Below are 22655 nucleotides of genomic sequence, written 5' to 3'. Positions count from 1 at the left end.
ACCTTTGTGCGGAATAATGAAGGACAATTGCCGCCGGAGCTGGTTTGAGGCCGTGCGACAGAGGGTTACATGTGACTGGGGGATTGCCCGCAGCGCACTGTGAAAGGGGAACTGGAACATGGCTGCAATGAAACCGCGCACTGGGGACGGACCAATGGAGGTCACCAAGGAAGGGCGGAGCCTCATCCTGCGAGTGCCGATCGACGGCGGCGGCCGTCTCGTTGTTGAGCTGAACGCAGAGGAAGCCGGCAAGCTGAAAGACTGCCTGCTGGGCGCCACGAGCTAGGAACGCAAACAGATGCAGCGACCTCCCAGAGGATCCTCCAGGGCCACCCCGGCAGGGGCAGCCGCAGGGCTTGAGCCGCAGGGCACGGCAATGACCGCTGTGTCCGCGGCGGAACCGCTGCAGCCGGGGGCCGGCATTCCCGCCGCCGGTTCCGGGCTGCGGCCGGAGCCTGACGAAGGAGTCGACGTCCTGGCTGTTGCCATGGCGGCCGCTCCGCAGACAACGCTCCGGGAGGATTCGGAGGAGGCGCTGCATCCCACGCCCCAGCCGCGCCGGGGCGCCGTGGAAACGGCGCTCTGGTACGAGGTGGACGTGGCTGCCCGTGCCGCCGCTGAGGGAGTCACCGGCAAAGCCGGTGAGTCTCTCCTGGTGGGGCCGCCCGCAGGCAAGACCGGCCAGATGCCGGCCAAACTGATTTTCCTTGGCGTCGGTGATGAATCGGTGCTGAGCATGCGCCGTGCCGGTGCCGCCCTTGCCCGGGCCACCCGGGGCGCCCGGCGGATCCGCACCGCCGTTGCTGACGGTCTGGACGCTGCCGCCCAGCAGGCCTTCGTGGAGGGCTTCCTTCTGGGCGGGTACCGGGCTCCCCGGGAGGGCAAAACTCCTGCCGGCCCTCCCGTGGCGAAGGAAATGGAAGTGACCGGGCTGGACCCGGAGGCCCTGAAGATCGCCGAAATCACCGCCCGCGCCGTCTGGCTGGCACGGGATCTGACAAACCTCCCGCCGGACCGGGCAACCCCCGAGTGGATGGCAGCACAGAGCAGTGCCGCCGCAACCCGCGCCGGACTGGAAGTGTCCGTGCTGGACCAGGATGAACTCCGCAGGCAGGGTTTTGGCGGGCTGCTGGCGGTCGGCTCAGGATCCGCCCATCCTCCGCGGCTGGTGCAGCTTTCCTACCGGCCGGAGTCCGGAGAAGGCCAGCACATCGTCCTGGCGGGCAAGGGCATCACCTTTGACTCGGGGGGAATCTCGCTGAAGCCCCGCGACGCCATGATGGCCATGAAAATGGACATGGCCGGTGCCGCCGTTGTGCTGGCCGCGGTTGAGGCCGCGGCTGCGCTGAAGCTTCCCCACCGGGTAACCGCGGTGCTGGCGCTGGCCGAAAACGCGATAGGCGCATCCGCGTACCGCCCAGGAGACGTGGTGAAGACCTACAACGGCACAACCGTGGAAATCGGCAACACGGACGCCGAGGGCCGCATGGTCCTGGCCGACGCACTTGCCTATGCGGCGGCGGAACTGGCACCGGATGTCCTGGTGGACGTGGCTACCCTGACCGGGGCGGCCGCGCTGGGACTGGGCCAGCAGTACGGAGCACTGTTTGCTAATTCTCCGCAGCTGCTCGCTGCACTGGAAAAGGCCGGAAGCACTTCCGGAGACCGGGTCTGGCAGCTGCCGCTGGTTCACGAGTATGACTACGCACTGGATTCAGCCACTGCGGACCTGGCGCATGTGGCGCCGCCCGCGCTCAAGTTCGGTGCCGGTGCGATCGTGGCCGCGCTGTTCCTGGAGAAGTTTGTCGACGGCACGGCATGGGCCCATATCGACATTGCCGGCCCCATGCGTGCCGGATCAGATACCCATGAAGTTTCCAAGGGTGCCACCGGATTCGGTACCCGCCTGCTGATTTCCTATCTCAGGGACATTCCGCAGGGCAGCTGAGAGCCTAGCTGCCGGTCTTCACGGCCAGCAGCAGGCCGTCGCCGGTGGGCAGCAGCGAGGAAACGAGGGATTCGTTCTCGCGGATGGCTTTGCCCACCTTGCGCATGGTGTTGGTGGTTGCCTCCCGCACCGCGGGATCGGATACCTTGCCGTGGTCCAGCGCATCGTTGACCACCAGCAGCCCGCCGCGCTTGAGCAGGCGCACGGCCTGGGCCACATACAGCGGGAACGACGGCTTGTCCGCGTCGATAAAGACCATGTCGTAGGCGCTGTCGGTGAGCCGGGGGAGGACCTCGGCGGCGCGCCCCGAGATGGTCCTGGTCCGGTTTCCCGGCACTCCGGCTTCCCGGTACGCTTCGCGCGCGGCCCGCAGATGGTCGACGTCGGAATCGATGGTCGTCAGCACGGACTGCGGTCCCAGGCCGCGCAGCAGGCAGACACCGGAAACGCCTGCTCCGGTTCCCACTTCCACCACGGTCTGGGCCTTGGAAGCGGCTGACAGGACCGTCAGGGCAGCCCCGACACCGGTGGAGATCGGGGAAACGCCAAGTTCATAGGAGCGCTCCCGCGCGCGCAGCAGAACTTCGTCCTCGAAGGGCAGTCCCTCCGTGTAGGACCAGCTGGTCTGCTTGTCGGCGCTCATTCGTGTCACTTTCATTGGAAGGGGAAGCATGCTTAGTCAAGCTTAGGGCCACGCGGCTGTCCGCCCGTCTTCCGGAGGGAGCGCGCCGACTCAAACGGGACGGTAACCGCTCTTGTGCGGCCGCGCGGTGCGTGCTAACAGGCAATTCCCAGATTGATGCGTCAACATAATTATGCAGGAAACAGCACCGGGAATTCGTACGCCCTGCGGGCGTACGGCCGGAACCAGGGAAGGAGGGATGACCATGACGACGACGCCCCAAGCGCCAGCCGAAGCGGCAGACTCCGAGTGGGTCAGGCCCACCTGGGAGGAGGTCGTGACGGCGCATTCAGCGAAAGTCTACCGTCTGGCCTACCGGCTCACCGGAAACCGGCACGACGCCGAGGACCTCACCCAGGAGGTTTTTGTGCGGGTCTTCCGATCCCTGGACAAGTTCCAGCCCGGCACCCTCGACGGCTGGCTGCACCGCATCACCACCAACCTTTTCCTGGACCAGGCGCGCCGCCGGAGCCGGATCCGCTTTGACGGCATGAGCGAGGAAGCCGAGAGCCGCCTGCCCAGCAACGGGCCCGGGCCCGAGCGCAGCTTTGAATTCAACAATCTCGACGTCGATATCACCCGGGCGCTGGACGAACTCCCGCCTGACTTCCGTGCCGCCGTTGTCCTTTGTGACCTTGAGGGGCTCTCCTATGACGAGGTTGCGCTCGCCCTCGGAGTGAAACTCGGCACTGTGCGTTCCCGGATTCACCGGGGCCGGACCATGCTGAAAGAGAAGCTGGCACACCGCGACCCTCAGCAGCGGCGCGGTGCCGGACCGCGGCTGGCCCTCCCACGCGTGGCGGGCGCCAGCTGATTCCATGCGACATCCCAAACGTCTGCTGCAGGAGTTCCTGGACAACGAGGCCAGTCCTGCCCGAGCCGCTGCAGTTGAGGCTCATCTATCCCGATGCAGCGCGTGCCGTGCCGAGGCTGCACGGGAGCGCCGGCTTCGCAGCCGTCTGCGGTCAGCGGAAATTCCGGTACCAGGCCCCAATCTGCGGGAGCATATCGAACGCACTGCGCGTCCGGAAAGTGCCGGAGCCCAGGGGTACGCGGAGGTGCCGACCCCGGCCGCCGGCAAGCGCCGCCGTTCCCGGGGCCTCAAATTTGCCGCCGGCGCCCTCGCCGCCGTCGGCCTGGTCCTGTCCACCGCGTACCTGCTGGGCGGATGGTCCCAGGCAACTGCGCTCAGAGCCTCGGCTCCGAGCCTGGCTGCCGGTTGGAGCGAAGTCACCGGCGGTGAGGGTCACCTGCTGACACCCGATCAGATAGAGGTTCTGAGGAGCCACGGCTGGACCTGTCCGGAACTGCAGACGGTGGGAATGTCGCTGGTTGCAGCACATTCGGGACGCGTTGGCGGGCAACCTGCCGTGATCATGACCCTTGAGGGGAACGGAAGCACGGTAACGGTGTACGAAACAAGGTCCGACACCGGAACTCCGGAACCTGCCCTGGACGGGATCAGCGGACACACCGTCACGGAGGAGGGCTTTGTCCTCCGCAAGGACGGAACCTACCCGGGGCGCCCGAAGGTCTGGCTCCATCCGCAGCGTCCCCACCAGGCTGTCGTGGATTCACAGCGGGTCACCTACTCCGTTGCCGCCACTCCGGCGGAGAAAGTCCTGGACGACGCGGTCAGCGAGATCTCCCTCACCGAGTCGTCCCGGCTGGCCCGCCATATCCCCGACACCGCGCAGGGCCTCTGGGACCGGGTTCAGCGCGGACTGTCCGTCATGACCGGGACCGGGTCTTGAGCGGGCCGCTCCGCGGATGCCCCCGCCCGGCGAGTGGCCTGCAGGACTGCGGGAAAGGTAGTCTTCACAGGTGATCGGAATCAACGGATATGAGCTGCTCGTCCTGGGAATTCTCGCTGTCGTGGTGCTGGGGCCGGAACGCCTGCCCGAGTACGCTTCCCAGCTGGCCCGGCTAATCCGTGAACTGCGGCGGATGGCCACCGGAGCCAGGGAACAGCTCCGCGAAGAAGTGGGCCCCGAGATCGACGAAGTGGACTGGCGGAAGCTGGACCCGCGGCAATACGATCCGCGCCGAATCATCAAGGAAGCGCTGCTTGACGACATCGAGGACGCCGTCAAACCTGTCAGCGCCCGCCCTGCCCCGGCGGCCCCCCGCGGAAGCACGCGGGCACCGGGAGCGGAAAGCGCTGCGGCGCCCACCTCCCCGCCGGCCGTCAAACCGCTGATGCGGCTGAAGTCCGGAGACCGGGCGCCCTTCGATTCCGAAGCCACCTAGGCCAGCCCGGCCTCCGGCTGTCAGCGCGGGGTGACGTCCAGCTTCAGGCCGGACAGTCCGCGCGGACGCCGGGCCAGGGCCGCGGCGATGCGGCGGAGTTCAGCCCCCGCCGATCCCTCGGCTGACGCGGACTCCGTGAGCACCACCGGCAATCCGGCATCCCCTCCCGTCCGCAGCTCCACATCCAGCGGGATGCTGCCGAGCAGGGGAATCTCCTTGCCCAGGGCTTCGGTGAGGCGTTTGGCGACAATACTGCCGCCGCCTGAACCGAACAGCTCCATCCTCTCCCCGGTGGGCAGCTGCAGCCAGGACATGTTTTCAATGACTCCGGCCACGCTTTGCCCGGTCTGCGAAGCGACGGATCCGGCGCGTTCAGCGACGTCGGCGGCTGCGGCCTGGGGCGTCGTGATCACGAGGATCTCCGACTGCGGCAGGAGCTGCGCCACCGAAATGGCAATATCCCCGGTTCCCGGCGGCAGGTCAAGGAACAGCACGTCCAGGTCCCCGAAGTAGACATCCGTCAGGAACTGCTCCAGGGCCCGGTGCAGCATGGGTCCGCGCCAGGCGACCGGGGCGTTGCCGGACACGAACATGCCGATGGAAATGGTCTTGATCCCGTACGCCACGGGCGGAAGGATCATTTCATCCACCCGCGTGGGCGGCTGGGTGATGCCCAGCAGCCCCGGAACGGAGAACCCGTGGACATCGGCGTCGACAATCCCCACGCGCAGCCCCGAAGCTGCCATGGCAGCGGCGAGATTGACCGTGACACTGGACTTGCCCACCCCGCCCTTGCCGCTGGCCACCGCGTACACGCGGGTCAGGGAACCCGGGCGGTTGAAGGGAATGTCCTTTGTTCCGCCGGGTCCGCGCAGCATTTCCTTCAGCGCCGCGCGCTGTTCGGCGTTCATCACGCCCAGGTCCACCCGGACGCTGCTGACCCCGTCGACCGCGGCCAGGGCGCGCTCGACGTCGGCGGTGATGGTCTCGTGGAGAGGGCAACCGGCGATGGTCAGCAGGATGCCCACGGAGGCGGCGCCGTCGTCGTTCACCGACACCCCGGTGACCATGCCCAGCTCAGTGATCGGGCGCCGAAGTTCCGGGTCCAGGACGGAGCCCAACGCGGCGAGGGCCCGGTCAGCGGTCTGCTGTACTGCCGCCATCCTTAGCCTTCCCTCCCGCCGGGGTTGAGTTTGGGCATGCTGTCCGTGGCCCCGGACTCGGAGTGGCGCCGGCGTGTTGTCCGCCGTCCCTGCCCCTGTCCGTCGTCGTTTGCCTCGTTGGCCTCCAGCAGTTCCTCGAGCAGGCTTCGGAGCTCGGAGCGCACGTAGTCACGGGTGGCAACCTCGCGCAGGGCAATCCGCAGTTCGGCGATCTCCCGCGTCAGGTATTCGGTGTCCATCAGGTTGCGCTCGGCGCGTTCCCGGTCCTGGCGCACCGAGACCCGGTCGCGGTCGTCCTGCCGGTTCTGGGCAAGCAGCAGCAGCGGCGCCGCGTAGGACGCCTGCAGGGAGAGCATCAGGGTCAGCAGGGTGAAGCCCAGGGCCACGTTGTCGAAACGCAGCGGCTCCGGACCCCAGGTGTTCCAGATCAGCCAGACGGCGCAGAAGACCGTCATGTACACGAGGAACGTTGGCGTTCCCATGAACCGAGCGAAGTTCTCGGTGGCATGACCGAAGGCATCGGGGTTGGGAGAGAGCCGGGGCAGCCAGCGCGTGCGGGCGGTCCGGGGGGTGTCCAGGCCGCTGGTCTGGGACTTTACTCTTTCAGCCATGTGTCCTTCCCTGCTTTGCGGTTGGTGCATCGTCAGAGGCACGCCAGTCGTCGGGAAGCAGATGGTCAAGGACATCGTCCACTGTCACTGCTCCCACAAGGCGGCCGCCGTCGTTCACGACCGGCAGCGAATTGAGGTTGTAGGTGGCCAGCATGCGGGACACTTCGCTGATACTCGCGTAGTCCCGCACCGGCTCCAAATCTGTATCAAGGATATTGCCCAGCGCTTCGGGCGGAGCCGACCGCAGCAGCTGCTGGATATGCACGACGCCGAGGTACCGTCCCGTGGGCGTCTCCAGCGGCGGCCGGCACACATAGATCGAGGAGGCCAGGGCCGGTGTCAGCTCCTCCCTGCGGACATGCGCGAGTGCTTCCGCCACGGTTGCCTCCGGCGGCAGGATCACCGGGACCGGAGTCATCAGCGAACCGGCGGTATCCTCCTCATACTGCATCAGGCGCCGCACATCGCGGGCGTCTTCGGGCTCCATGAGCTGCAGCAGCTCTTCCTTCTGCTCCTCGGGAAGCTCGTTCAGGAGGTCGGCGGCGTCGTCGGGATCCATTTCCTCGAGAACGTCAGCGGCACGCTCCACGTTCAGCGACTGCAGGATCTGCACCTGGTCGTCGTCCGGAAGTTCCTGCAGCACGTCGGCAAGCCGTTCATCCTGGAGCTCGCTGGCCACTTCGATCCGGCGCTTGCCGCTCATCTCATGCAGGGCCTCGGCGAAGTCCGCGGCCTTCAGGTCATCATTCTGCGCGACGAACTGGGTTGCTGCCTGCGGGCCGCTGACGTCCCAGTGGAAGATGTCCGCCCAGTCGATGATGATCGGTTCCCCGCGCCGGCGAAGGGACCGCAGCCGGGAGGGGGAACCGCCGCGGCGGACAAACAGGTTGGAGACGTGCCAGTCGCCGGCACGGTTCTGCTCGATGGCAATGTCTTCGATGGTTGCTTCGCCGCTCCCGTCACGGAGGAGGACCTTGCGGTCGAAGAGCTCGGCCACGACGAGCATCTCCGCCCCGCGCTGTTCAAAACGGCGCAGATTCACCAGCCCGGTGCAGATGATCTGGCTGGGATCCATGGAGGTGATGCGCGTAATCGGAACAAAAACCCGTTTCTTCCCGGGTACTTCCACCACAATGCCCACGGCCTGCGGCGGGCGGCCGGGACCGCGGTCCAGCACGACGGCGTCGCGCAGCCGGCCCAGGCGGTCGCCCAAAGGGTCAAAGACGTCGAGGCCGAGCAGGCGTGCAATGAAGACACGGGTAGGATTTTTGCTCACATTCTTAGGCTACGTGGTGCCCGGCGCTTCCGCCGTATTTGGCCTGGGCAGCGGAGGCAGCACGGTTCAGGGAACCACCGGCCTGCGGGAACTGCCGCGGAGACCGTTCACTTCAAGCGATACAGCCACCGCCGGGGCGGGAAGTGGGACAGAATGGAAGAATGTCTAACCTCTTCGGTTCAAAGCCGCCACGCGATGAAGGCCGCAGCCTGCCCCAGGGTGAGACGGTGGGCCGCTACACCGCCTACCTCGACGCCCAGAAAGCGGTGGACTATCTGGCAGACAGCAAGTTCCCGGTTCAGATGGTCTCGATCATCGGCAACGAACTGAAATCGGTGGAGCGGGTGACCGGCAGGTTGTCCTACCCGAAGGTAGCGCTGTCCTCGGCGGCGACCGGCGCCTGGTTCGGATTGTTTGTCGGTCTGGCCCTGATGCTGTTTGCCGGCGGGGAGTCCTATATCTCCCTGCTTCCCTCCATGGCGCTGGGTGCGGTTTTCTGGCTGCTCTTCGGGGTGCTGGCCTATGCCCTGCAGCGCGGCCGGCGCGATTTCACCTCCATCAGCCAGGTGGTCGCCACCAGCTACGACGTCATTGTTGCGCCGCAGGCCGCCAATGATGCCCGCCGGCTGCTGCAGCAGCTGCCGATGATCGGACAGCACGGCCACCCGCAGCCCCCGCAGAACCGCCCCCCGTACCAGGGCGCGCCGCCCTACCAGAGCGGCCAGGGGCCGTACCAGGGACAGAACCCGCAGCAGGGTCCGCAGCAGGGTGCCGCTCCGGAGCGTCCGGCAAGCTGGGCCAACCCCTATGGGCAGGCAACCAATCCGCAGCAGCCCGCCCCGGCAGGCCAGGACGGAGCCGGGCAGGACGCCGCCGGCAGCCCGCAGGGTGCCCCGGCATCGCCGGCCCAGACCGGAACGGTGCCCCGGGGCCAGTTCCCCGATCTCCCGGACGGCCGGCCGCAGTACGGCGTGCGGCTTCCTCCGGCTCCGGCTCCGCAGGCCGCTGAAGACACCGCTGCCGGGGAGCGCGGCTCTGAATCCGCCGGAGCGCATGCACCCGGAACCGCCCCGGAGCAGGACACCGGCGCCGGAACCCGGGACGACACCGCCGGCAGTGCCAGCAGCAACGACAAGCGCTAGCAGAGCAACGATAAGCGCTAGCAGCAGGAACCACCGCCGAAAAGCATGAAAGAGGCTCCGCACCCCAAGGGTGCGGAGCCTCTTTCATGTACTGCTTTTGTTATGCGGCCGCTCGCAGCTTCTACGGGCGGGGGAGCGGGCAGTCTATTCGGCTGCGTACAGGCCGGCCATCCAGTTCTCGACGTCCTCCGGGTTGCGCGGCAGCGCTGAGCTGAGGTTGACGGGTCCGTCGGCCGTGATGAGGATGTCATCCTCAATCCGGACACCAATGCCGCGGTACTCCTCCGGAACGGTCATGTCCTCGTTCTTGAAGTACAGGCCCGGTTCAATGGTGAAGACCATGCCCTCGGTGATGACGCCGTCCAGGTACAGGTCCTTGCGGGCCTGCGCGCAGTCGTGGACATCCATGCCGAGGTGGTGGCTGGTGCCGTGCGGCATCCAGCGGCGGTGCTGCTGGCCCTCGTCGGAGAGTGCTTCCTCCAGCGGCACGGGAAGCAGCCCCCAGCTGTCGAGCCGTTCGGCCAGGACCCGGACGGCTGCGGCGTGGACGTCACGGAACTTGGCGCCCGGCTTGGCAGCGGCGAAGCCTGCATCGGCAGCATCCAGGACAGCCTGGTAGATCTTGCGCTGAACGGGGGAGTAGCTGCCGTTGACCGGCACTGTGCGGGTGATGTCGGCGGTGTAGAGGCTGTCTGCTTCCACACCGGCGTCCAGGAGCAGGAGCTCGCCGGCGTTGACGGTGCCGTTGTTGCGGATCCAGTGCAGGACGGTGGCGTTGTTGCCGGCCGCGGCGATGGTGTCGTAGCCGAGGTCGTTGCCTTCTTCGCGGGCACGCGCAAAGAACGCGCCTTCAACAACGCGTTCGCCGCGGGGATGGGCGATGGCCCGGGGGAGAGCCTTGATGACTTCGGTGAAACCGTTGACAGTGGCCGCCACGGCGGCTTCCATCTGCTTGATTTCCCAGGCGTCCTTGATCAGGCGCAGTTCGGACAGCGCCTCGGTGAGTTCCCCGTCCAGGGCGTCGAGCGCACTCAGGTCCGCGTTCTCAGGATCCATGGCCGTGTTGTAGCGGACCGTGTCCACCAGGGCATCTACCATTTCGTCGACCTTGCGCAGCAGGCGAACAGAGATTCCGCCGAACGTCGGGTCGCCGACATTGGACGTGATGGCCGTTTCGACTTCGTCCAAGTGGCGCGTCGGCAGGTCCAGCAGGGCGCTGACCTGTTCCAGGCCCAGCCGGGAGCCGATCCAGAAAGCACCGTAGCGGGCGTTCGAGTAGAACTCTTCGCTGTCAGTGCCGGCCAGCGGGCGGAAGTACAGGACCGCGGTGTGGTTGCCGCCGTCGTCGCCCGTTCCCGGCTCCACCGGCTCCATCACCAGGATGGCGTCCGGCTCCTGATCCAGGCCCAGGCCGGTCAGGTGCGCAAACCCGGAGTGCGGACGGAAGCGGTAATCGGTGTCGTTGGACCGGACCTTCAACGGCCCGGCCGGGATCACGAGCCGTTCGCCCGGGAACCGTTCGGACAGCGCGCGGCGGCGCTTGGCCGCGTACGGTGCAACCTCGGCGCGGGCGGGAAGCTCTGCGTTGTCCTCGGCCCAGCCGGTGGCCATGAACGCCTTGTAGGCCTCGTTGGAGGGCTTCTGGGAGCGGTTGTTTACGCGGTCATCCAGGGGCTGCCCTTCGGACAACTCTCCGAGTCCGGACGTATCAGCGGTGGTCAGTGGATTCGCATCAGTAGTCACCCCTCCATGGTCTCACTGCCGCCCGGGGCCGCCAAACATCTCCGCCGCCTGGCCCCCTCGGCGCGGGTAGCCCGGCGCCCGGGAGAACCAAGTAGATTGAGGAGGTGAGAATCGACCTGCACACCCACTCAACCGTTTCCGACGGGACCCAGCCGCCGGCGGAAGTTATGCGCTCCGCCGCAGAGGCAGGGCTCGACGCCGTGGCGCTGACGGACCACGATTCCACGGCCGGGTGGGAAGAAGCAGGGGAGGCTGCCCGGGCGCTGGGGCTGACCCTGGTGCCGGGCATGGAGGTGTCCTGCCGCAGCAGCGAAGGGATCAGCGTGCACGTCCTCTCCTATCTGCACGATCCCGCGCACCCCGGGCTGCTGGCTGAGATCGCCCGGTCGCGGTCAGCCCGGGTGTCGCGGGCGGAGCTGATGGTCCAGCGCCTGGCCGAGGACTTTCCCATCAACTGGGAACTGGTCCAGGAACATGTTGCCCCCGGAGCGACGATTGGCCGCCCGCACATTGCGGATGCGCTGGTGACAGCGGGCGTGGTCCCGAACCGTTCCGCAGCCTTCTCCGGCATCCTTACCGCCCGGTCGCGGTACTTTGTTGCCCACTACGCACCGGACCCGGCCCGGGCCGTGGAGCTGATCCGGCAGGCCGGAGGCGTGCCGGTGTTTGCGCATCCCGTGGCATCCTCGCGGGGCCGGGTGGTGGGCGAGGCGACTTTCCACGAGATGATCGACGCCGGATTGCTGGGTGTTGAGGTTAACCACCGGGACAATCCGCCCGAAGGACGAGCCTGGCTGCAGCAGCTGGCACAGGAGAACTCGCTGCTGGTCACCGGCTCCAGCGACTACCACGGGACGGGCAAGCCAAACCGGCTGGGGGAATTCACCACCGAGCCGGAGGTCCTGGAGAAAATAGCATCGCTGGCCACCGGAACCGGCGTCGTTAGAAGCTAAAGAGACCGCGGGGACATAATGCGCTGCAGGGTAAATGCAGGAATTTCCCGGAATTATTTATGCACAGTTGCTGATTCATGCAGCAGACCTGCTAGCTTGTAAAAGTCAGGCGAGGTTCTGGGGGACACCGTCTGATGGATGCCCCAGGGCAATTCTCCGGGCGGCTGTGCAGCTGCCCGCCGCGGTTTGAGCCTTCGCTCACCGTATTACGGCGACGCTCGCGCGCTGCTGCCCCGATGAAGGCCGCCCGTCAACGGATATCAGCATTCACGACATCCGCCCTGCAGCGCCTGCCTCCATCCACAGGCCCGCCGGAGTGCGGTTGACGGCCTTTTGCATCAAAAACCCGCGGCGGGCTTTTGCCGCGGCTGAGAGGAAAATGTGCCCGACGAAGGAATGGATTTTTATCAATTGGGGGGATGGACAGTAATTACACTGTTCGTCCTTTTTTATGGCGGAACATTCCTTATGTCCACGCTGATAGGGAAAAAGAAGGAAAATGCAGACGGTTACATGACCGCCGGCAACAAAGTGGGGTTCGGCGTATCGGCCGCAAGCATGACGGCCACCTGGATCTGGGCGTCATCCATGTATGCCTCCGCGACCTCCGGATACACCTACGGGATTTCCGGGCCCATCCACTACGGGCTGTGGGGCGCCCTGATGATTCTGTTCATCTACCCGTTCGGCAAACGGATCCGCAAGGTAGCGCCCAAAGCCCACACGCTGGCTGAGGTCATGCGCGCCCGGCACGGAAAATCAAGCCAGCTGATGCTGGCCGGATCCAACGTGGTTGGCAGCGTCATCTCGCTGACCTCAAACTTCATTGCCGGCGGTGCCCTCGTTGCCCTGCTTTCACCCTTCAGCTTTCAGCAGGGGATTGTTGCCGTAGCCGCGGGAGTCCTGCTCTACACACTGTGGTCCGGCTTCCGGGCCTCGGTCCTGACGGACTTCGCCCAGGTCGTCGCGATGCTCGGAGCCGTCGTCATCATCATTCCGGTGATCTTCTTCGCTGCGGGCGGACCGTCCATGTTTGAGTCCGGCGCGGCAAACCTGACGCCGGAGCAGTCGAACTTCTTTTCTTCCGAAGCGTTCCTCAACCAGGGCGCCCCGTACATTGCGGCGGTCCTGGCCTACGCTATCGGCAACCAGACCATCGCCCAGCGGCTGTTCGCGGTGCGCGAGGACATGATCAAAAAGACCTTCGTGACGGCCACTATCGGCTACGGGGCGACGGTGATCGGCATCGGCATGCTCGGGGTCATGGCCCTGTACCTGGGAATCAGCCCGATGGACTCGGACCTGAACAACATCATCCCGCAAATGGCCTCCACCTACCTTGGGCCGGTCCTGCTGGGGGTCTTCTTCATCATGATCCTCGGGTCGCTTTCCTCCACTGCGGACTCCGATCTTTCGGCCCTGTCCTCCATCATGATGGCGGACGTCTACGGCCAGAACATCGCCAAGCCGGGGAAGGCCAACCCCAAGACCATGCTGCTGATCGGACGCCTCTCCATGGTGGTCGCGACCGGCGCGGGCCTGTATTTCGCCAGCGGACAGATGAACATCCTTGATCTGCTGGTGTTTGTGGGCGCGCTGTGGGGTGCCCTGGTATTTCCCGTGCTGGCCAGCTTCTACTGGAAAAAGGTCACCAACATGGCGTTTACCGTCTCAGTGCTGGCAGCCCTCGCGGTCTTCATCCCGGTGCGCTTCGGCTGGTTCCCCATGGACGGCTCCATCGGTTATGTCTTCGACGCAGTGTCGGTGGTCGGCGTGGGAGTTGTCCTGGGTCTGATGGCCTTCGGCTTCTTCGGGCTCAAGCCGGCCCTGATCATCGGGGCGGCAGCGGCCGCAGCGGCAGCGCCATTTGTCATGGGGTTCCTGCATGACTACGAGGTCTTGACCGGCTCACTGGCTGCCTACGCAGTCAGCACCGTTGTCTGCTTCCTGATGTCTGTACGCAGCACCTCGGACTTCGACTTCGACCTGATCCGGCAGCGCATAGGCGACTTCGACAAGCGCCCGGTGGAAGAAGTCCCGGCCGCCGCCCTGCCCCGGGCCTGATTCCCGCAGCCCCGGCCCCATCCCCCCTAAGGAGAGCATCACCATGGCTACATTTTGGCTTACCGTCTACGTCCTGGTCTGGCCCGTCCTCGTGGCTGGAATCCTCGTCCAGATTTCCCGTGCATTTTTCCGCGACTGGGCGCAGGCCCGGAGGGAAGGCCGCAGCATCATCTAACGATGCCGGCCGGAGCGCGAAAAGCGCGTAAAGGGCGCCGGGTCTGCAGGATATTTCCTGCGGACCCGGCGCCCTTTTGACTGACCTGGCTGCTACCTCGCGGTTACCGCCGCAGCGGCCACTGCTTCGGCCGGGACGAGGTCGGCAGCGTGCCCGAGCCGGTTGGCCATCACCTCGATGGCCTGCGGATTCGCATCCACGCAGACAAATTTCCGGTTCAGCTTTGCTGCAACGGCACCCAGGGTGCCGGAACCGGCAAAGAAGTCCAGCACCCAATCACCCTCGCGGCTGCTGGCGGCCACGGTGCGGCGGAGCAGGCCCTCGGGTTTCTGGGTCGGATAGCCGGTCTTCTCCTTGCCCGTGGGCGAGACGATGGTATGCCACCAGACATCCGTGGGAAGCTTCCCGAGGGCTACCTTCTCAGGGGTGACCAGGCCCGGCGCCATGTACGGTTCCCGGTCCACCTCGGTGTTGTCGAAGTGGTAGGCAGCCGGATTCTTGACATAGACGAGGATGTTGTCGTGCTTGGCCGGCCAGCGGTTCTTGGCCCGGCCGCCGTAGTCATAGGCCCAGATAATTTCGTTGAGGAAGCAGTCCCTGCCGAAGAGGGCGTCCAGCATGACCTTGGCGTAGTGCACTTCCCGGTAATCCAGGTGCACGTACAGCGTGCCGTCGTCGGCCAGGAGACGCCAGGCTTCGGCCAGCCGCGGTTCCAGGAACGCCCAGTAGTCCTCGAAGGCGTCGTCGTAACTGGAAAGCAGGCCCTTGACCGTGCTGTAGCTGCGGCCTTTGAACCCGACCCGGTCGCCGGTGCCGTTGGCGCTGCGGACCATGGTGGTCTGCTGCCTCCGCTGCGACCGGCCCGTGTTGAACGGGGGATCCACGTAGATCATGGTGAAGGCGCCGTCCGGCAGGGTCGGCAGGAACACTGCGTTGTCCGCGTGGACCACCAGCGACCTGCCGTCCGGCGACCAAAGGGGTGTGCTCATGGGCTGTTGCGCTGCCGTGCTATTCGGCTGCGCGGGCGGTGTCGCCGACCACTTCACCGTTGCGGCGGCGGGTGCGCGTACGGCTGCGGCGGGGACGCTCGGCCGACGCGTCGGTTGAGGCAGCTGCGGGAGCATCAGCCTTCTGTGCCGGGGCGGCAGCCGTTTCGCCGTCCGAGCGGCGGGGATTGTCCCGCTTCTCCGACCGCGGGCGGTCGCTGCTTCGCGTGCGGTCGCCGCCGCGGGGACGGTCGCCGCGGGTACCGCCGCGTGACCGATCGCCTCCGCGGGCACCGTCACGGGACGGCGCTGCAGCGTTCTTCTTGCCGGTCTCGCCCAGATCCTCGATCTGCTCGGCGTTGATCCCGGCGTGCGTGCGCTTGTTGCGCGGCAGCCGGCCCTTGGTGCCTGCGGGAATGTTCAGGTCCGTGTAGAGGTGCGGGGAGGAGGAATAGGTCTCCACGGGCTCGGCCTGGTCCAGGCCCAGGGCCTTGTTGATCAGGCCCCACCGGGGAACGTCGTCCCAGTCCACGAAGGTCACTGCGGTGCCCTTGTTGCCGGCGCGGCCGGTGCGGCCCACGCGGTGCAGGTAGGTCTTTTCGTCTTCGGGGCACTGGTAGTTGATGACGTGGGTGACGTCGTCGACGTCGATCCCGCGGGCGGCGACGTCCGTGGCGACGAGGACGTCCACCTTTTCGTTGCGGAAGGCCCGCATGGCCTGCTCGCGGGCGCCCTGGCCCAGGTCTCCGTGCATGGCGGCCACGGCGAAGCCGCGGTCGGTCAGCTCCTCCGACAGCTTGGCGGCCGTGCGCTTGGTCTTGGTGAAGATGATCGTGCGGCCGCGGCCTTCTGCCTGCAGGATCCGGGACACCACTTCGCTCTTGTCGAGGTTGTGGGCGCGGTAGACAACCTGGCGGATGTCCTTCTTGGTCAGCCCCTCGTCATCCGGATCTGCGGCGCGGATGTGGGTGGGCTTGGTCATGTACCGGCGTGCCATGGCGACGACGGCGCCGGGCATGGTGGCCGAGAACAGCAGCGTCTGGCGGACGGCGGGGGTGGCGGCCATCAGGGTTTCGACGTCGGGCAGGAAGCCCAGGTCCAGCATTTCGTCGGCTTCGTCGAGAACCACGATGCGGACGTTCTTCAGCGAGAGGTGCTTCTTGTTGTACAGGTCGATCAGCCGGCCGGGGGTTCCGACGACGATTTCCACGCCGGCGGTCAGGGCATCGATCTGGGGTTCATACGCGCGTCCGCCGTAGATCGTGGCGATGCGGGCGCCGCGGCGCTTGGCTGCGGTGGAAAGGTCGCCGGCCACCTGGACGGCAAGCTCACGGGTGGGCACCACGATCAGAGCCTGCGGTGCGCCGGGAACGGCGAGGGAAGCATAGGCCTCGTCGTCCGGGGCAATGACACGCTGGATTGCGGGGATGCCGAAGCCCAGCGTCTTGCCGGTACCCGTCTTGGCCTGGCCGATGATGTCATGGCCGCCCAGGGCAACGGGAAGCGTCATGGACTGGATCGGGAAGGGGTGGGTGATTCCGGCCTCGGCGAGGGACTGCACAATGTCGGCACGCACGCCGAAATCGGCGAAGGTCAGCTCCGGGATTTCAGCGGCCGCCTGCGACGTGGCGAGGGAATCGGCCAGGGACAGAGCTTCGTTGCTGTCATCAGCGGTGAGGTGGCGCTTGTCGTCCACCTGGGGAAGTTCAGTGTTCAATTAAATACCGTTCAGTTAGGCATCGCGGCGCCACGCTCGACGAGTGGCTGTCAGAGCCCATACCGGAGCGGATGGCGCGCGCATGATGCGTCCAGCGGAAGCCGATCGCGGGCTAACAACTGCAGGTCCGCCGCGGTGCATCGGGCACGGGCGGCGGCCAAAATATCAAGATCGCGTAGGTATTGCGGGTCTGGCTAAGGTCTATCAGACGACCGGGCATCCTTTTACTACCCAACAAGTCTAACCGGTGGTCGCCTTTGACCGCGCATTGGAGGCGGGTGCGCCGCGCAGGCGGACTCCGGCGGTACGCTGAACTTCATGACGAACCGGACCCGTCCCGATCCCCTTGCCCTTCAGGGCCCGGAGCTGCGGGGTTCTTCCCCTGACGCCGCCGAGCTGTACCAGCGATTCCTCGCCGACCTTTTCGGGGTGATGGCCTACGGCGAGCTGTCGGCTTTTGAACGCATGTCCTCCGATGCCCGGTTCTCGCCGACGCTGCACGACCGGACGGTGCTGGGCCGGCTCGCCGTGCGGGAATACGAACACTTTGAACGGGTGAGCGGCCATCTTCGATCCCTGGGGCTTGACCCCGAAACCGCCATGCAGCCGTTCCAGCCGTCGGTGGATGCCTTCCACGACCGGACCCGGCCGGCGGACTGGTTTGAGTCGCTGATGAAGTTCTATGTCACGGACGGCATTTCCGACGACTTCTACCAGGCGGTTGCCTCGCGCCTGGACCCCGTAACGGCGGAGCTGGTGCTGGGACTGCAGGAAACCGAGCCCAGCGGCGCGGTCCTCGAGGAACGGCTCCGGCAGGCGCTCTCCGATGACCCGCGGCTCTCCTCGCGGCTGGCGCTGTGGGGACGGCGGCTGGTTGGAGAAGCCCTGACCCAGGCCCAGCGGGTTGTCCTCGAACGGGCGGTTTTGGGCGGACTGCTGCAGGACACGGAGCAGGGCATCTACGAGGATGAGGTCAAAACGCTCTTTGCTTCGCTAACCCGCAACCATTCGCGGCGCATGAGCAGGCTTGGCCTGACTGCCTGACTGCCTGACTGCCTGACTGCCTGAACCTGCACATAAACGGCGCTTCAGCGCCGTCTTGACCCCGGTTTGGACTGATCAGCAGGCCGATTGCCGTTCAACCAGGTCAAGTGCTGATGAGGCCGTCGACCGTGCGGATTACCGCAGGGTTTTTTGGGTGAGCAACGGGGGAGGAATGGACAGGACATCTGTTGCCAGGCGGGGCTTCCTGTGGATGGGTGCCGCTGCCGTGGTGCTCTCCGCGCCGGGCTCGGAAAGGCTGGCCGGAACCGGAACCGGACCTTCCGCCGTGGTCATCGGTGATTCCCAGACCGGTGCCGGCACGTGGGTGGACCGCGGACTGGCTGAGCTGGGCTACCGCACTGTTCTGCGGGGTGCCGGCGGTACGGGCTACACCAAAGCGTCCGGCACCACGGGCAGGTACCACGATGCGCTCACGCGCAAGGAATGGCTGCTGCCGGAGGGAAAACCCGAACTGGTGGTGCTTCAGGGCGGAGGGAACGACGTCGGTTATGCCTCCGACCAGGAGCTGGCCCGCGCAGCTGAAGAAATGATCACCGAGATGCGACGGACGTATCCGCTGTCCCGGCTGGTCATGGTGGGAGTCATTTCCTCCGGTCCCGGGCCGGGCCCGGGCGGAAGCAGGCACGCTGCGGACAGACTGCTCGCCTCGGTGGCGGGGGATCAGGGGGTGGAGTTTCTTGCCGTGGGGGACTGGTGGACCCGCTTTGGCCTTGGCCAGTTCCTGCAGCCGGACGGAAGACACTTCACGCCCGCCGGGCACCGGGCGGCGGGCCGGGTGTTTGCCCGCGAACTGGGCTTCCTGCTGGCCGCGGGTGCCGCCGGCCCGGGCGAGCCGGGCGGTCCGTAACGCTAAAGCCGCAGCACCCGTTCCAGATCAGCCGTGTCCTGCGCTTCGCGCGCCGGACCCACGATGAGGGCACCTGCAACGGCGGCGACGGCGGCGGCAGCGGGGGGAAGTGCCCAGACAAGCCAGTGCAGGTCCGGATCGGAACCCGCGCCGGCAAGCTGCAGCACCACCCACAGCAACAGTCCGGCCGCCAGGGCCAGGCCCGGGAGCAGGAAGATGCCGTAGCGGGACCGGCGCCGGTCAGCACCCCACACGATGAAGCCGGCTGCCATGGAGGCAACAGCGGCAACAATCAGGCTGGCCATCTCCCCGTCCGCCCGTTCCTGGAGCCTAGAGGGCGCCGAAACCGACGCGCCGTACCTCTTCAGCGCCGATTTCCACGTAGCCGATGACACCGGCGGGAACCATGATGAGCCTGCCCTTGTCATCCTTCAGGCGCAGCTCCTTGTTGGCGTTGAGGGCCTCAGCCACGACATCGGCAACGGCCTCGGCGCTCTGGCTCGACTCAAAGACAATCTCGCGGCCAACATTCTGAATACCGATTTTTACTTCCACCGTGGTGCCTCCTGTATTAATGAACGTATCCGGTTCGAAATCTACTCTAGATCTCTTTGGGGAACCGGCTGATTCCGCGCCAAGCTAAACGGTAAATGAGTTCCGAGGCCGCATCGATGTCCAGGTCTCCTTCGGTTTCCAGCCAGTAACGGGCGCTGACCTGCGCCATTCCGGCAAGGCCCCGGCCCAGCAAAGTGGCCTCCACGGGCGAGAGCTTGGTGTCTTCGGCGATTACCCCGGCGATGCTGCTGGCGAACCGGGCGTTGAACTCTTCAATCCTGGCGCTGACCTCGACGTCGTTCGTCAGGTCCGATTCGAAGACCAGCCGGTGGCCCTGGCTGTCCTGTGCCACGAAGCGGAAATAGGCCCGCATGGTTTCGCGGACGCGCAGCTTGTTGTCGGTGGTGGAGTTCAGGGCCGAGGTGAGGAACTCCGTCAGCGTCCCGAGGTGGTTCTCCAGCAGTGCCAGATACAGCTCGCGCTTGCCCGGAAAGTGCTGGTACAGCACGGGTTTGCTGACGCGTGCGGCTTCGGCGATGTCATCCATGGCAGCCCCGTGAAAACCGTTGCTGACGAAAACCTCCTGCGCGGCGCTCAGCAGTTGGCGGCGGCGTTCCTCCCGGGGGAGCCGGGTGGATTTGCCGGTTTGCTGGTTGCTCACGTGTTCGGACCTCTCAACGGCACCGGGCCAAGGCGCCCGGACAACGGACTTCAGTTTACCCGCGGGTAATAAGTGCAACACGTTCCGCAGCACGATTGAGGACTACATTTGGACTCATGACTGAGCAGCACGTTGCACTTCCTGCGCTGGTTGAGCCTGCAGCAGGGCTGACGGACGAGGAAACCCTCCGTTATTCCAGACACCTCCTGCTGCCCGAATTCGGGATGCAGGCGCAGCAGCGCCTGAAAAACGCCCGTGTCCTGGTAATCGGCGCCGGGGGACTGGGATCGCCTGCCCTGCTGTACCTGGCAGCGGCCGGGGTGGGAACACTGGGAATTATCGACGACGACACGGTGGAAGAATCCAACCTGCAGCGGCAGGTCATCCACGGTGTGTCCGACGTCGGCAGCTTGAAGGCCGAGTCTGCGCGCCGCAGTGTCCTTGAGCTCAACCCCCTCGTTGAGGTCCGCCTCCATCCGGTGCGCCTGGATGCTTCCAATGCGCTGGAGATCTTCGCCGGCTACGACCTGATCCTGGACGGCACCGACAATTTTGCCACCCGCTACCTGGTGAACGACGCGGCAGAGATCCTGGGCAAACCCTACGTTTGGGGATCCATCCTGCGCTTTGACGGGCAGGTGAGCGTGTTCTGGGGAAAACACGGGCCCACGTACCGGGATCTCTATCCCGAGGCTCCGCCGGCGGGGTCCGTCCCCTCCTGCGCCGAAGGCGGCGTGCTGGGAGTGCTGTGCGCGCAGATCGGGTCGGTGATGGTCAATGAAGCGGTGAAACTGATTACCGGCACGGGCAGAACCCTGCTGGGCCGGGTCCTGGTGCTCAACGCCCTGGATATGGCCTGGCGGGAGATCCGGGTGCGGAAGGACCCGGCCGCGGAGCCGGTCACCGAGTTGAGCGACTACCAGGCGTTCTGCGGCCTGCCCGCGGGGAAGGGGCCCGGCGGTGCGTCGGCGGAAGTGCCCGCTGTGGGGGTCCGCGAATTGCAGCAGCTGCTGGCAGAACGGAGTGCCGGACACCGCGACTTCGACCTGCTGGATGTCCGGGAGCCGGGTGAGCACGCGATCGTGAGCATTAACGGAGCGGTGCTGATGCCAAGGGCGGGAATCCTCTCGGGTGAGCAGCTGCCCGAGCCGGGGAAGGAAATCTACGTCCACTGCAAGTCGGGCGCCCGGTCAGCTGAAGTAACTGCCTTCCTCCGGGAACGGGGATATCCGGACGTGTTCAACGTATCCGGGGGGATCCTGGAGTGGGTGCGGGAAATCGAACCGGCGAAGCAGGTGTACTAAGCGCCGGGACGTGCTGAACCGGACACAGGCGCCGGGCCGCGTGGACTGAGAGTTGGGCCGCCTGGACGAAGAGTTAGGCGGACTGCGCCGTGTCGGTGCCGGCATCGTCGGCTTCCGGGCCGCCGTTGTGGCCCGGGTGGGGGCTGCCGTGCGCGGGGGCGGCGGGACGGCGGGTGACCGGCTGGTCCGGAGTAATGCCGAACAGGGCTTCAAGGCCCTTGATGTAGTCGTCCTGCTGTCCGCTGGCGGCAAGCTCGCGGGCACGGACCGTGGGAACGTGCAGCAGCTGCTTGACCATGCGGCGCATGGCGAACTCCACTTCTTCGGCAGCGCCGGTGCAGCCGTGCTGGGCGCGCACCTTTTCCAGTTCGCTGTCCAGGACGTTAAGCGTGTGCCGGCGCAGCGCCACGATTGCGGAGTCCATCTGCCGGCTGAGCTGGAGTTCGGAAAAGGCCTTGGCGGCGTCGGCGACAATGCCGCTGGCCTGCTTCAGCGATTCCGCCTGCTCGGCGGGAGCGGCCAAACGCACCGACTCGAGGGTAATCAGGTCCACCCCGTCCACTTCCCGAACTGCAGGTTCGAAGTCGTGGGTGAGGGCAAGGTCAATGATGATCAGCGGCTTGTTGCTGTTCGCCCGGACCCGGGAGATGTCCTTGGCACTGACCTGGCTGTCGCTGCCGCTGCAACCGATCACAACGTCCGCGGCGGCCAGGGCGGCGGGAAGGGAATCGCGGGTCAGCGGGGTGCCGCCGCGGGATGCCGTGAAGGATTCGGCCCGGTCGGAAGACGAATAGACGCTGATGTCGGTGCATCCGCGCTCCTTGAGCAGCGCCATGGTGGCCCCGGCGTAGGCTCCGGTGCCGAACACGACTACCTTCTTGTTCCGCCAGTCCAGGTCCACCGAAAGGTCGGTGGCCAGTTCCAGTGCCACGGACACGATGGAAAGCCCCCGTTTTCCGAGGGCTGTCAGGGCGCCAACATCTTTGGCGGTACGGGAGGCGGTCTGGAATAACCGGGTCAGGCCGCCGCTGGCAGTGCCTTTTTCCTGGGCTTCGATCAGCGCGCGCCGGACCTGGCCGGCAATTTCGCGTTCACCGACGACGGCGGAATCAAGGCCCGCGCCCACGGCAAAGAGGTGCTTGGCCACGGATTCGCCCGTGTTGGTGGTGAAGGAGCGCGAAACGAGGTCTTTGCTGAGGCCGGAATGCCGGCTGATTTCTGCGACGACGGCGGAGCGGGCTGCTTCAATGTCCGCCTCCGACTTTGCCTCGCAGTAAACCTCGAACCGGTTGCAGGTGGCCAGGACTACGGATCCGGACACCGCCGATCCGGTTTCGAGCAGGGAGGAGGAGACCTGGGATGCACCGGCGCTGAGGCGGGCAACAGTTTCCAGATCAACATCGGAGTGCGTCGCAATAAGGGAAAGTAGAACCACAGTGCCTCAATACTAGCCACCGGGGCGGTGTTCACCCCAATAGGGCGCCCTAACTAACATCCCTTTCCGGGGTGTTTC

23 protein-coding genes and 1 pseudogene are annotated in these 22655 nt (G+C 66.0%); 13 read left to right on the top strand and 11 right to left on the bottom strand.

The features are described from left to right. The first annotated feature begins 118 nt into the window (after positions 1–118). A complete protein-coding gene (locus M1D40_RS13565) occupies positions 119–286 on the top strand; it encodes a DUF3117 domain-containing protein (RefSeq protein ID WP_152219550.1) in 168 nt (55 codons plus the stop codon). A 90-nt stretch (positions 287–376) separates the two neighbouring features. Beyond that, positions 377–1948 (top strand): leucyl aminopeptidase family protein, encoded by a 1572-nt coding sequence (locus M1D40_RS13560; protein ID WP_461169162.1) that lies wholly within the window; start codon positions 377–379, stop codon positions 1946–1948. A 4-nt stretch (positions 1949–1952) separates the two neighbouring features. Here the strand turns inward: M1D40_RS13560 and M1D40_RS13555 are convergent, their stop codons facing one another. After that, positions 1953–2591 (bottom strand): O-methyltransferase, encoded by a 639-nt coding sequence (locus tag M1D40_RS13555; protein ID WP_461169161.1) that lies wholly within the window; start codon positions 2589–2591, stop codon positions 1953–1955. Between the two features lie 238 nt (positions 2592–2829). On the opposite strand from M1D40_RS13555, the gene sigE reads away from it, so the two are divergent. From sigE to M1D40_RS13535, 4 genes and pseudogenes are all read left to right on the top strand, one after another. Then, positions 2830–3444, top strand: coding sequence for an RNA polymerase sigma factor SigE (gene sigE, locus M1D40_RS13550; protein WP_461169160.1), 615 nt, complete (start codon positions 2830–2832; stop codon positions 3442–3444). A gap of 4 nt (positions 3445–3448) precedes the next feature. Continuing rightward, positions 3449–3511: pseudogene (locus M1D40_RS13545) on the top strand (hypothetical protein); the annotation flags it as partial. 177 nt (positions 3512–3688) lie between these two features. Then, on the top strand, positions 3689–4384 hold the full coding sequence (locus M1D40_RS13540) for a hypothetical protein (RefSeq protein ID WP_461171091.1): 696 nt from the start codon (positions 3689–3691) through the stop codon (positions 4382–4384). 70 nt (positions 4385–4454) lie between these two features. Then, positions 4455–4880, top strand: coding sequence for a sec-independent translocase (locus M1D40_RS13535; protein WP_341393486.1), 426 nt, complete (start codon positions 4455–4457; stop codon positions 4878–4880). 20 nt (positions 4881–4900) lie between these two features. Here M1D40_RS13535 and M1D40_RS13530 read toward each other — a convergent pair whose 3' ends face one another. The 3 genes from M1D40_RS13530 to M1D40_RS13520 are packed head-to-tail and all read right to left on the bottom strand — an operon-like array spanning position 4901 to position 7930. Further along, positions 4901–6043, bottom strand: coding sequence for an Mrp/NBP35 family ATP-binding protein (locus tag M1D40_RS13530; protein ID WP_461169159.1), 1143 nt, complete (start codon positions 6041–6043; stop codon positions 4901–4903). Positions 6044–6045: 2 nt separating this feature from the next. Further along, positions 6046–6654: a DUF1003 domain-containing protein gene (locus tag M1D40_RS13525; protein WP_341393488.1), complete on the bottom strand. Its 609-nt coding sequence runs from the start codon at positions 6652–6654 to the stop codon at positions 6046–6048. Beyond that, the gene (locus M1D40_RS13520; protein WP_341393489.1) at positions 6647–7930 is read right to left on the bottom strand and encodes a magnesium transporter; all 1284 of its coding nucleotides are present in this window, start codon (positions 7928–7930) and stop codon (positions 6647–6649) included. The genes M1D40_RS13525 and M1D40_RS13520 overlap by 8 nt, the downstream gene beginning before the upstream one ends. 161 nt (positions 7931–8091) lie before the next feature. Between M1D40_RS13520 and M1D40_RS13515 the strand changes: the two genes are divergently transcribed. After that, positions 8092–9072 (top strand): YflT domain-containing protein, encoded by a 981-nt coding sequence (locus M1D40_RS13515; protein WP_341393490.1) that lies wholly within the window; start codon positions 8092–8094, stop codon positions 9070–9072. 144 nt (positions 9073–9216) lie between these two features. On the opposite strand, the gene M1D40_RS13510 is transcribed toward M1D40_RS13515, so the two are convergent. Then, a complete protein-coding gene (locus M1D40_RS13510; RefSeq protein ID WP_445818871.1) occupies positions 9217–10815 on the bottom strand; it encodes an aminopeptidase P family protein in 1599 nt (532 codons plus the stop codon). Between the two features lie 104 nt (positions 10816–10919). Between M1D40_RS13510 and M1D40_RS13505 the strand changes: the two genes are divergently transcribed. From M1D40_RS13505 to M1D40_RS13495, 3 genes are all read left to right on the top strand, one after another. Further along, the gene (locus M1D40_RS13505; protein ID WP_461169158.1) at positions 10920–11768 is read left to right on the top strand and encodes a PHP domain-containing protein; all 849 of its coding nucleotides are present in this window, start codon (positions 10920–10922) and stop codon (positions 11766–11768) included. A 396-nt stretch (positions 11769–12164) separates the two neighbouring features. Further along, positions 12165–13832, top strand: coding sequence for a sodium:solute symporter family protein (locus tag M1D40_RS13500; RefSeq protein WP_461171063.1), 1668 nt, complete (start codon positions 12165–12167; stop codon positions 13830–13832). A gap of 43 nt (positions 13833–13875) precedes the next feature. Beyond that, the gene (locus tag M1D40_RS13495; protein ID WP_341393492.1) at positions 13876–14007 is read left to right on the top strand and encodes a putative transporter small subunit; all 132 of its coding nucleotides are present in this window, start codon (positions 13876–13878) and stop codon (positions 14005–14007) included. 92 nt (positions 14008–14099) lie between these two features. Here M1D40_RS13495 and M1D40_RS13490 read toward each other — a convergent pair whose 3' ends face one another. Further along, positions 14100–14996, bottom strand: a complete 897-nt coding sequence (locus M1D40_RS13490; RefSeq protein WP_341393493.1) for a DNA-methyltransferase — start codon at positions 14994–14996, stop codon at positions 14100–14102. A 19-nt stretch (positions 14997–15015) separates the two neighbouring features. After that, positions 15016–16644: a DEAD/DEAH box helicase gene (locus M1D40_RS13485; protein WP_341393745.1), complete on the bottom strand. Its 1629-nt coding sequence runs from the start codon at positions 16642–16644 to the stop codon at positions 15016–15018. A gap of 384 nt (positions 16645–17028) precedes the next feature. Between M1D40_RS13485 and M1D40_RS13480 the strand changes: the two genes are divergently transcribed. Together M1D40_RS13480 and M1D40_RS13475 are read left to right on the top strand one after the other, a co-directional pair. Continuing rightward, positions 17029–17754: a ferritin-like fold-containing protein gene (locus M1D40_RS13480; protein ID WP_341393494.1), complete on the top strand. Its 726-nt coding sequence runs from the start codon at positions 17029–17031 to the stop codon at positions 17752–17754. Between the two features lie 172 nt (positions 17755–17926). Further along, positions 17927–18622: an SGNH/GDSL hydrolase family protein gene (locus M1D40_RS13475; protein ID WP_461169157.1), complete on the top strand. Its 696-nt coding sequence runs from the start codon at positions 17927–17929 to the stop codon at positions 18620–18622. Positions 18623–18624: 2 nt separating this feature from the next. On the opposite strand, the gene M1D40_RS13470 is transcribed toward M1D40_RS13475, so the two are convergent. The 3 genes from M1D40_RS13470 to M1D40_RS13460 are packed head-to-tail and all read right to left on the bottom strand — an operon-like array spanning position 18625 to position 19838. Then, positions 18625–18927 (bottom strand): hypothetical protein, encoded by a 303-nt coding sequence (locus M1D40_RS13470; protein WP_461169156.1) that lies wholly within the window; start codon positions 18925–18927, stop codon positions 18625–18627. A 25-nt stretch (positions 18928–18952) separates the two neighbouring features. Then, on the bottom strand, positions 18953–19177 hold the full coding sequence (locus M1D40_RS13465) for a DUF3107 domain-containing protein (RefSeq protein WP_341393497.1): 225 nt from the start codon (positions 19175–19177) through the stop codon (positions 18953–18955). Positions 19178–19223: 46 nt separating this feature from the next. After that, positions 19224–19838, bottom strand: coding sequence for a TetR/AcrR family transcriptional regulator (locus tag M1D40_RS13460; protein WP_341393498.1), 615 nt, complete (start codon positions 19836–19838; stop codon positions 19224–19226). Positions 19839–19954: 116 nt separating this feature from the next. On the opposite strand from M1D40_RS13460, the gene moeB reads away from it, so the two are divergent. Further along, a complete protein-coding gene (moeB, locus tag M1D40_RS13455; RefSeq protein ID WP_461169155.1) occupies positions 19955–21142 on the top strand; it encodes a molybdopterin-synthase adenylyltransferase MoeB in 1188 nt (395 codons plus the stop codon). A 73-nt stretch (positions 21143–21215) separates the two neighbouring features. Here moeB and M1D40_RS13450 read toward each other — a convergent pair whose 3' ends face one another. Next, on the bottom strand, positions 21216–22577 hold the full coding sequence (locus M1D40_RS13450) for a glutamyl-tRNA reductase (protein ID WP_461169154.1): 1362 nt from the start codon (positions 22575–22577) through the stop codon (positions 21216–21218). Positions 22578–22655: the final 78 nt, after the last annotated feature.

This window comes from Arthrobacter sp. Z1-15 (genome assembly GCF_054792395.1).
Note: the sequence above shows the minus strand (reverse complement) of the source record. Positions and strands in the feature narration are given on the sequence as shown.

What these genes read in the sequence shown, in the direction of transcription:
- sigE (WP_461169160.1), top strand. Translation starts at nt 2,830, where the DNA reads ATGACCATGACGACGACGCCCCAAGCGCCAGCCGAAGCGGCAGACTCC.
- M1D40_RS13475 (WP_461169157.1), top strand. Translation starts at nt 17,927, where the DNA reads ATGGACAGGACATCTGTTGCCAGGCGGGGCTTCCTGTGGATGGGTGCC.
- M1D40_RS13500 (WP_461171063.1), top strand. Translation starts at nt 12,165, where the DNA reads ATGGATTTTTATCAATTGGGGGGATGGACAGTAATTACACTGTTCGTC.
- M1D40_RS13565 (WP_152219550.1), top strand. Translation starts at nt 119, where the DNA reads ATGGCTGCAATGAAACCGCGCACTGGGGACGGACCAATGGAGGTCACC.
- M1D40_RS13530 (WP_461169159.1), bottom strand. Translation starts at nt 6,043, where the DNA reads ATGGCGGCAGTACAGCAGACCGCTGACCGGGCCCTCGCCGCGTTGGGC.
- M1D40_RS13515 (WP_341393490.1), top strand. Translation starts at nt 8,092, where the DNA reads ATGTCTAACCTCTTCGGTTCAAAGCCGCCACGCGATGAAGGCCGCAGC.
- M1D40_RS13525 (WP_341393488.1), bottom strand. Translation starts at nt 6,654, where the DNA reads ATGGCTGAAAGAGTAAAGTCCCAGACCAGCGGCCTGGACACCCCCCGG.
- M1D40_RS13490 (WP_341393493.1), bottom strand. Translation starts at nt 14,996, where the DNA reads ATGAGCACACCCCTTTGGTCGCCGGACGGCAGGTCGCTGGTGGTCCAC.
- M1D40_RS13495 (WP_341393492.1), top strand. Translation starts at nt 13,876, where the DNA reads ATGGCTACATTTTGGCTTACCGTCTACGTCCTGGTCTGGCCCGTCCTC.
- moeB (WP_461169155.1), top strand. Translation starts at nt 19,955, where the DNA reads ATGACTGAGCAGCACGTTGCACTTCCTGCGCTGGTTGAGCCTGCAGCA.
- M1D40_RS13560 (WP_461169162.1), top strand. Translation starts at nt 377, where the DNA reads ATGACCGCTGTGTCCGCGGCGGAACCGCTGCAGCCGGGGGCCGGCATT.
- M1D40_RS13470 (WP_461169156.1), bottom strand. Translation starts at nt 18,927, where the DNA reads ATGGCCAGCCTGATTGTTGCCGCTGTTGCCTCCATGGCAGCCGGCTTC.
- M1D40_RS13480 (WP_341393494.1), top strand. Translation starts at nt 17,029, where the DNA reads ATGACGAACCGGACCCGTCCCGATCCCCTTGCCCTTCAGGGCCCGGAG.
- M1D40_RS13555 (WP_461169161.1), bottom strand. Translation starts at nt 2,591, where the DNA reads ATGAGCGCCGACAAGCAGACCAGCTGGTCCTACACGGAGGGACTGCCC.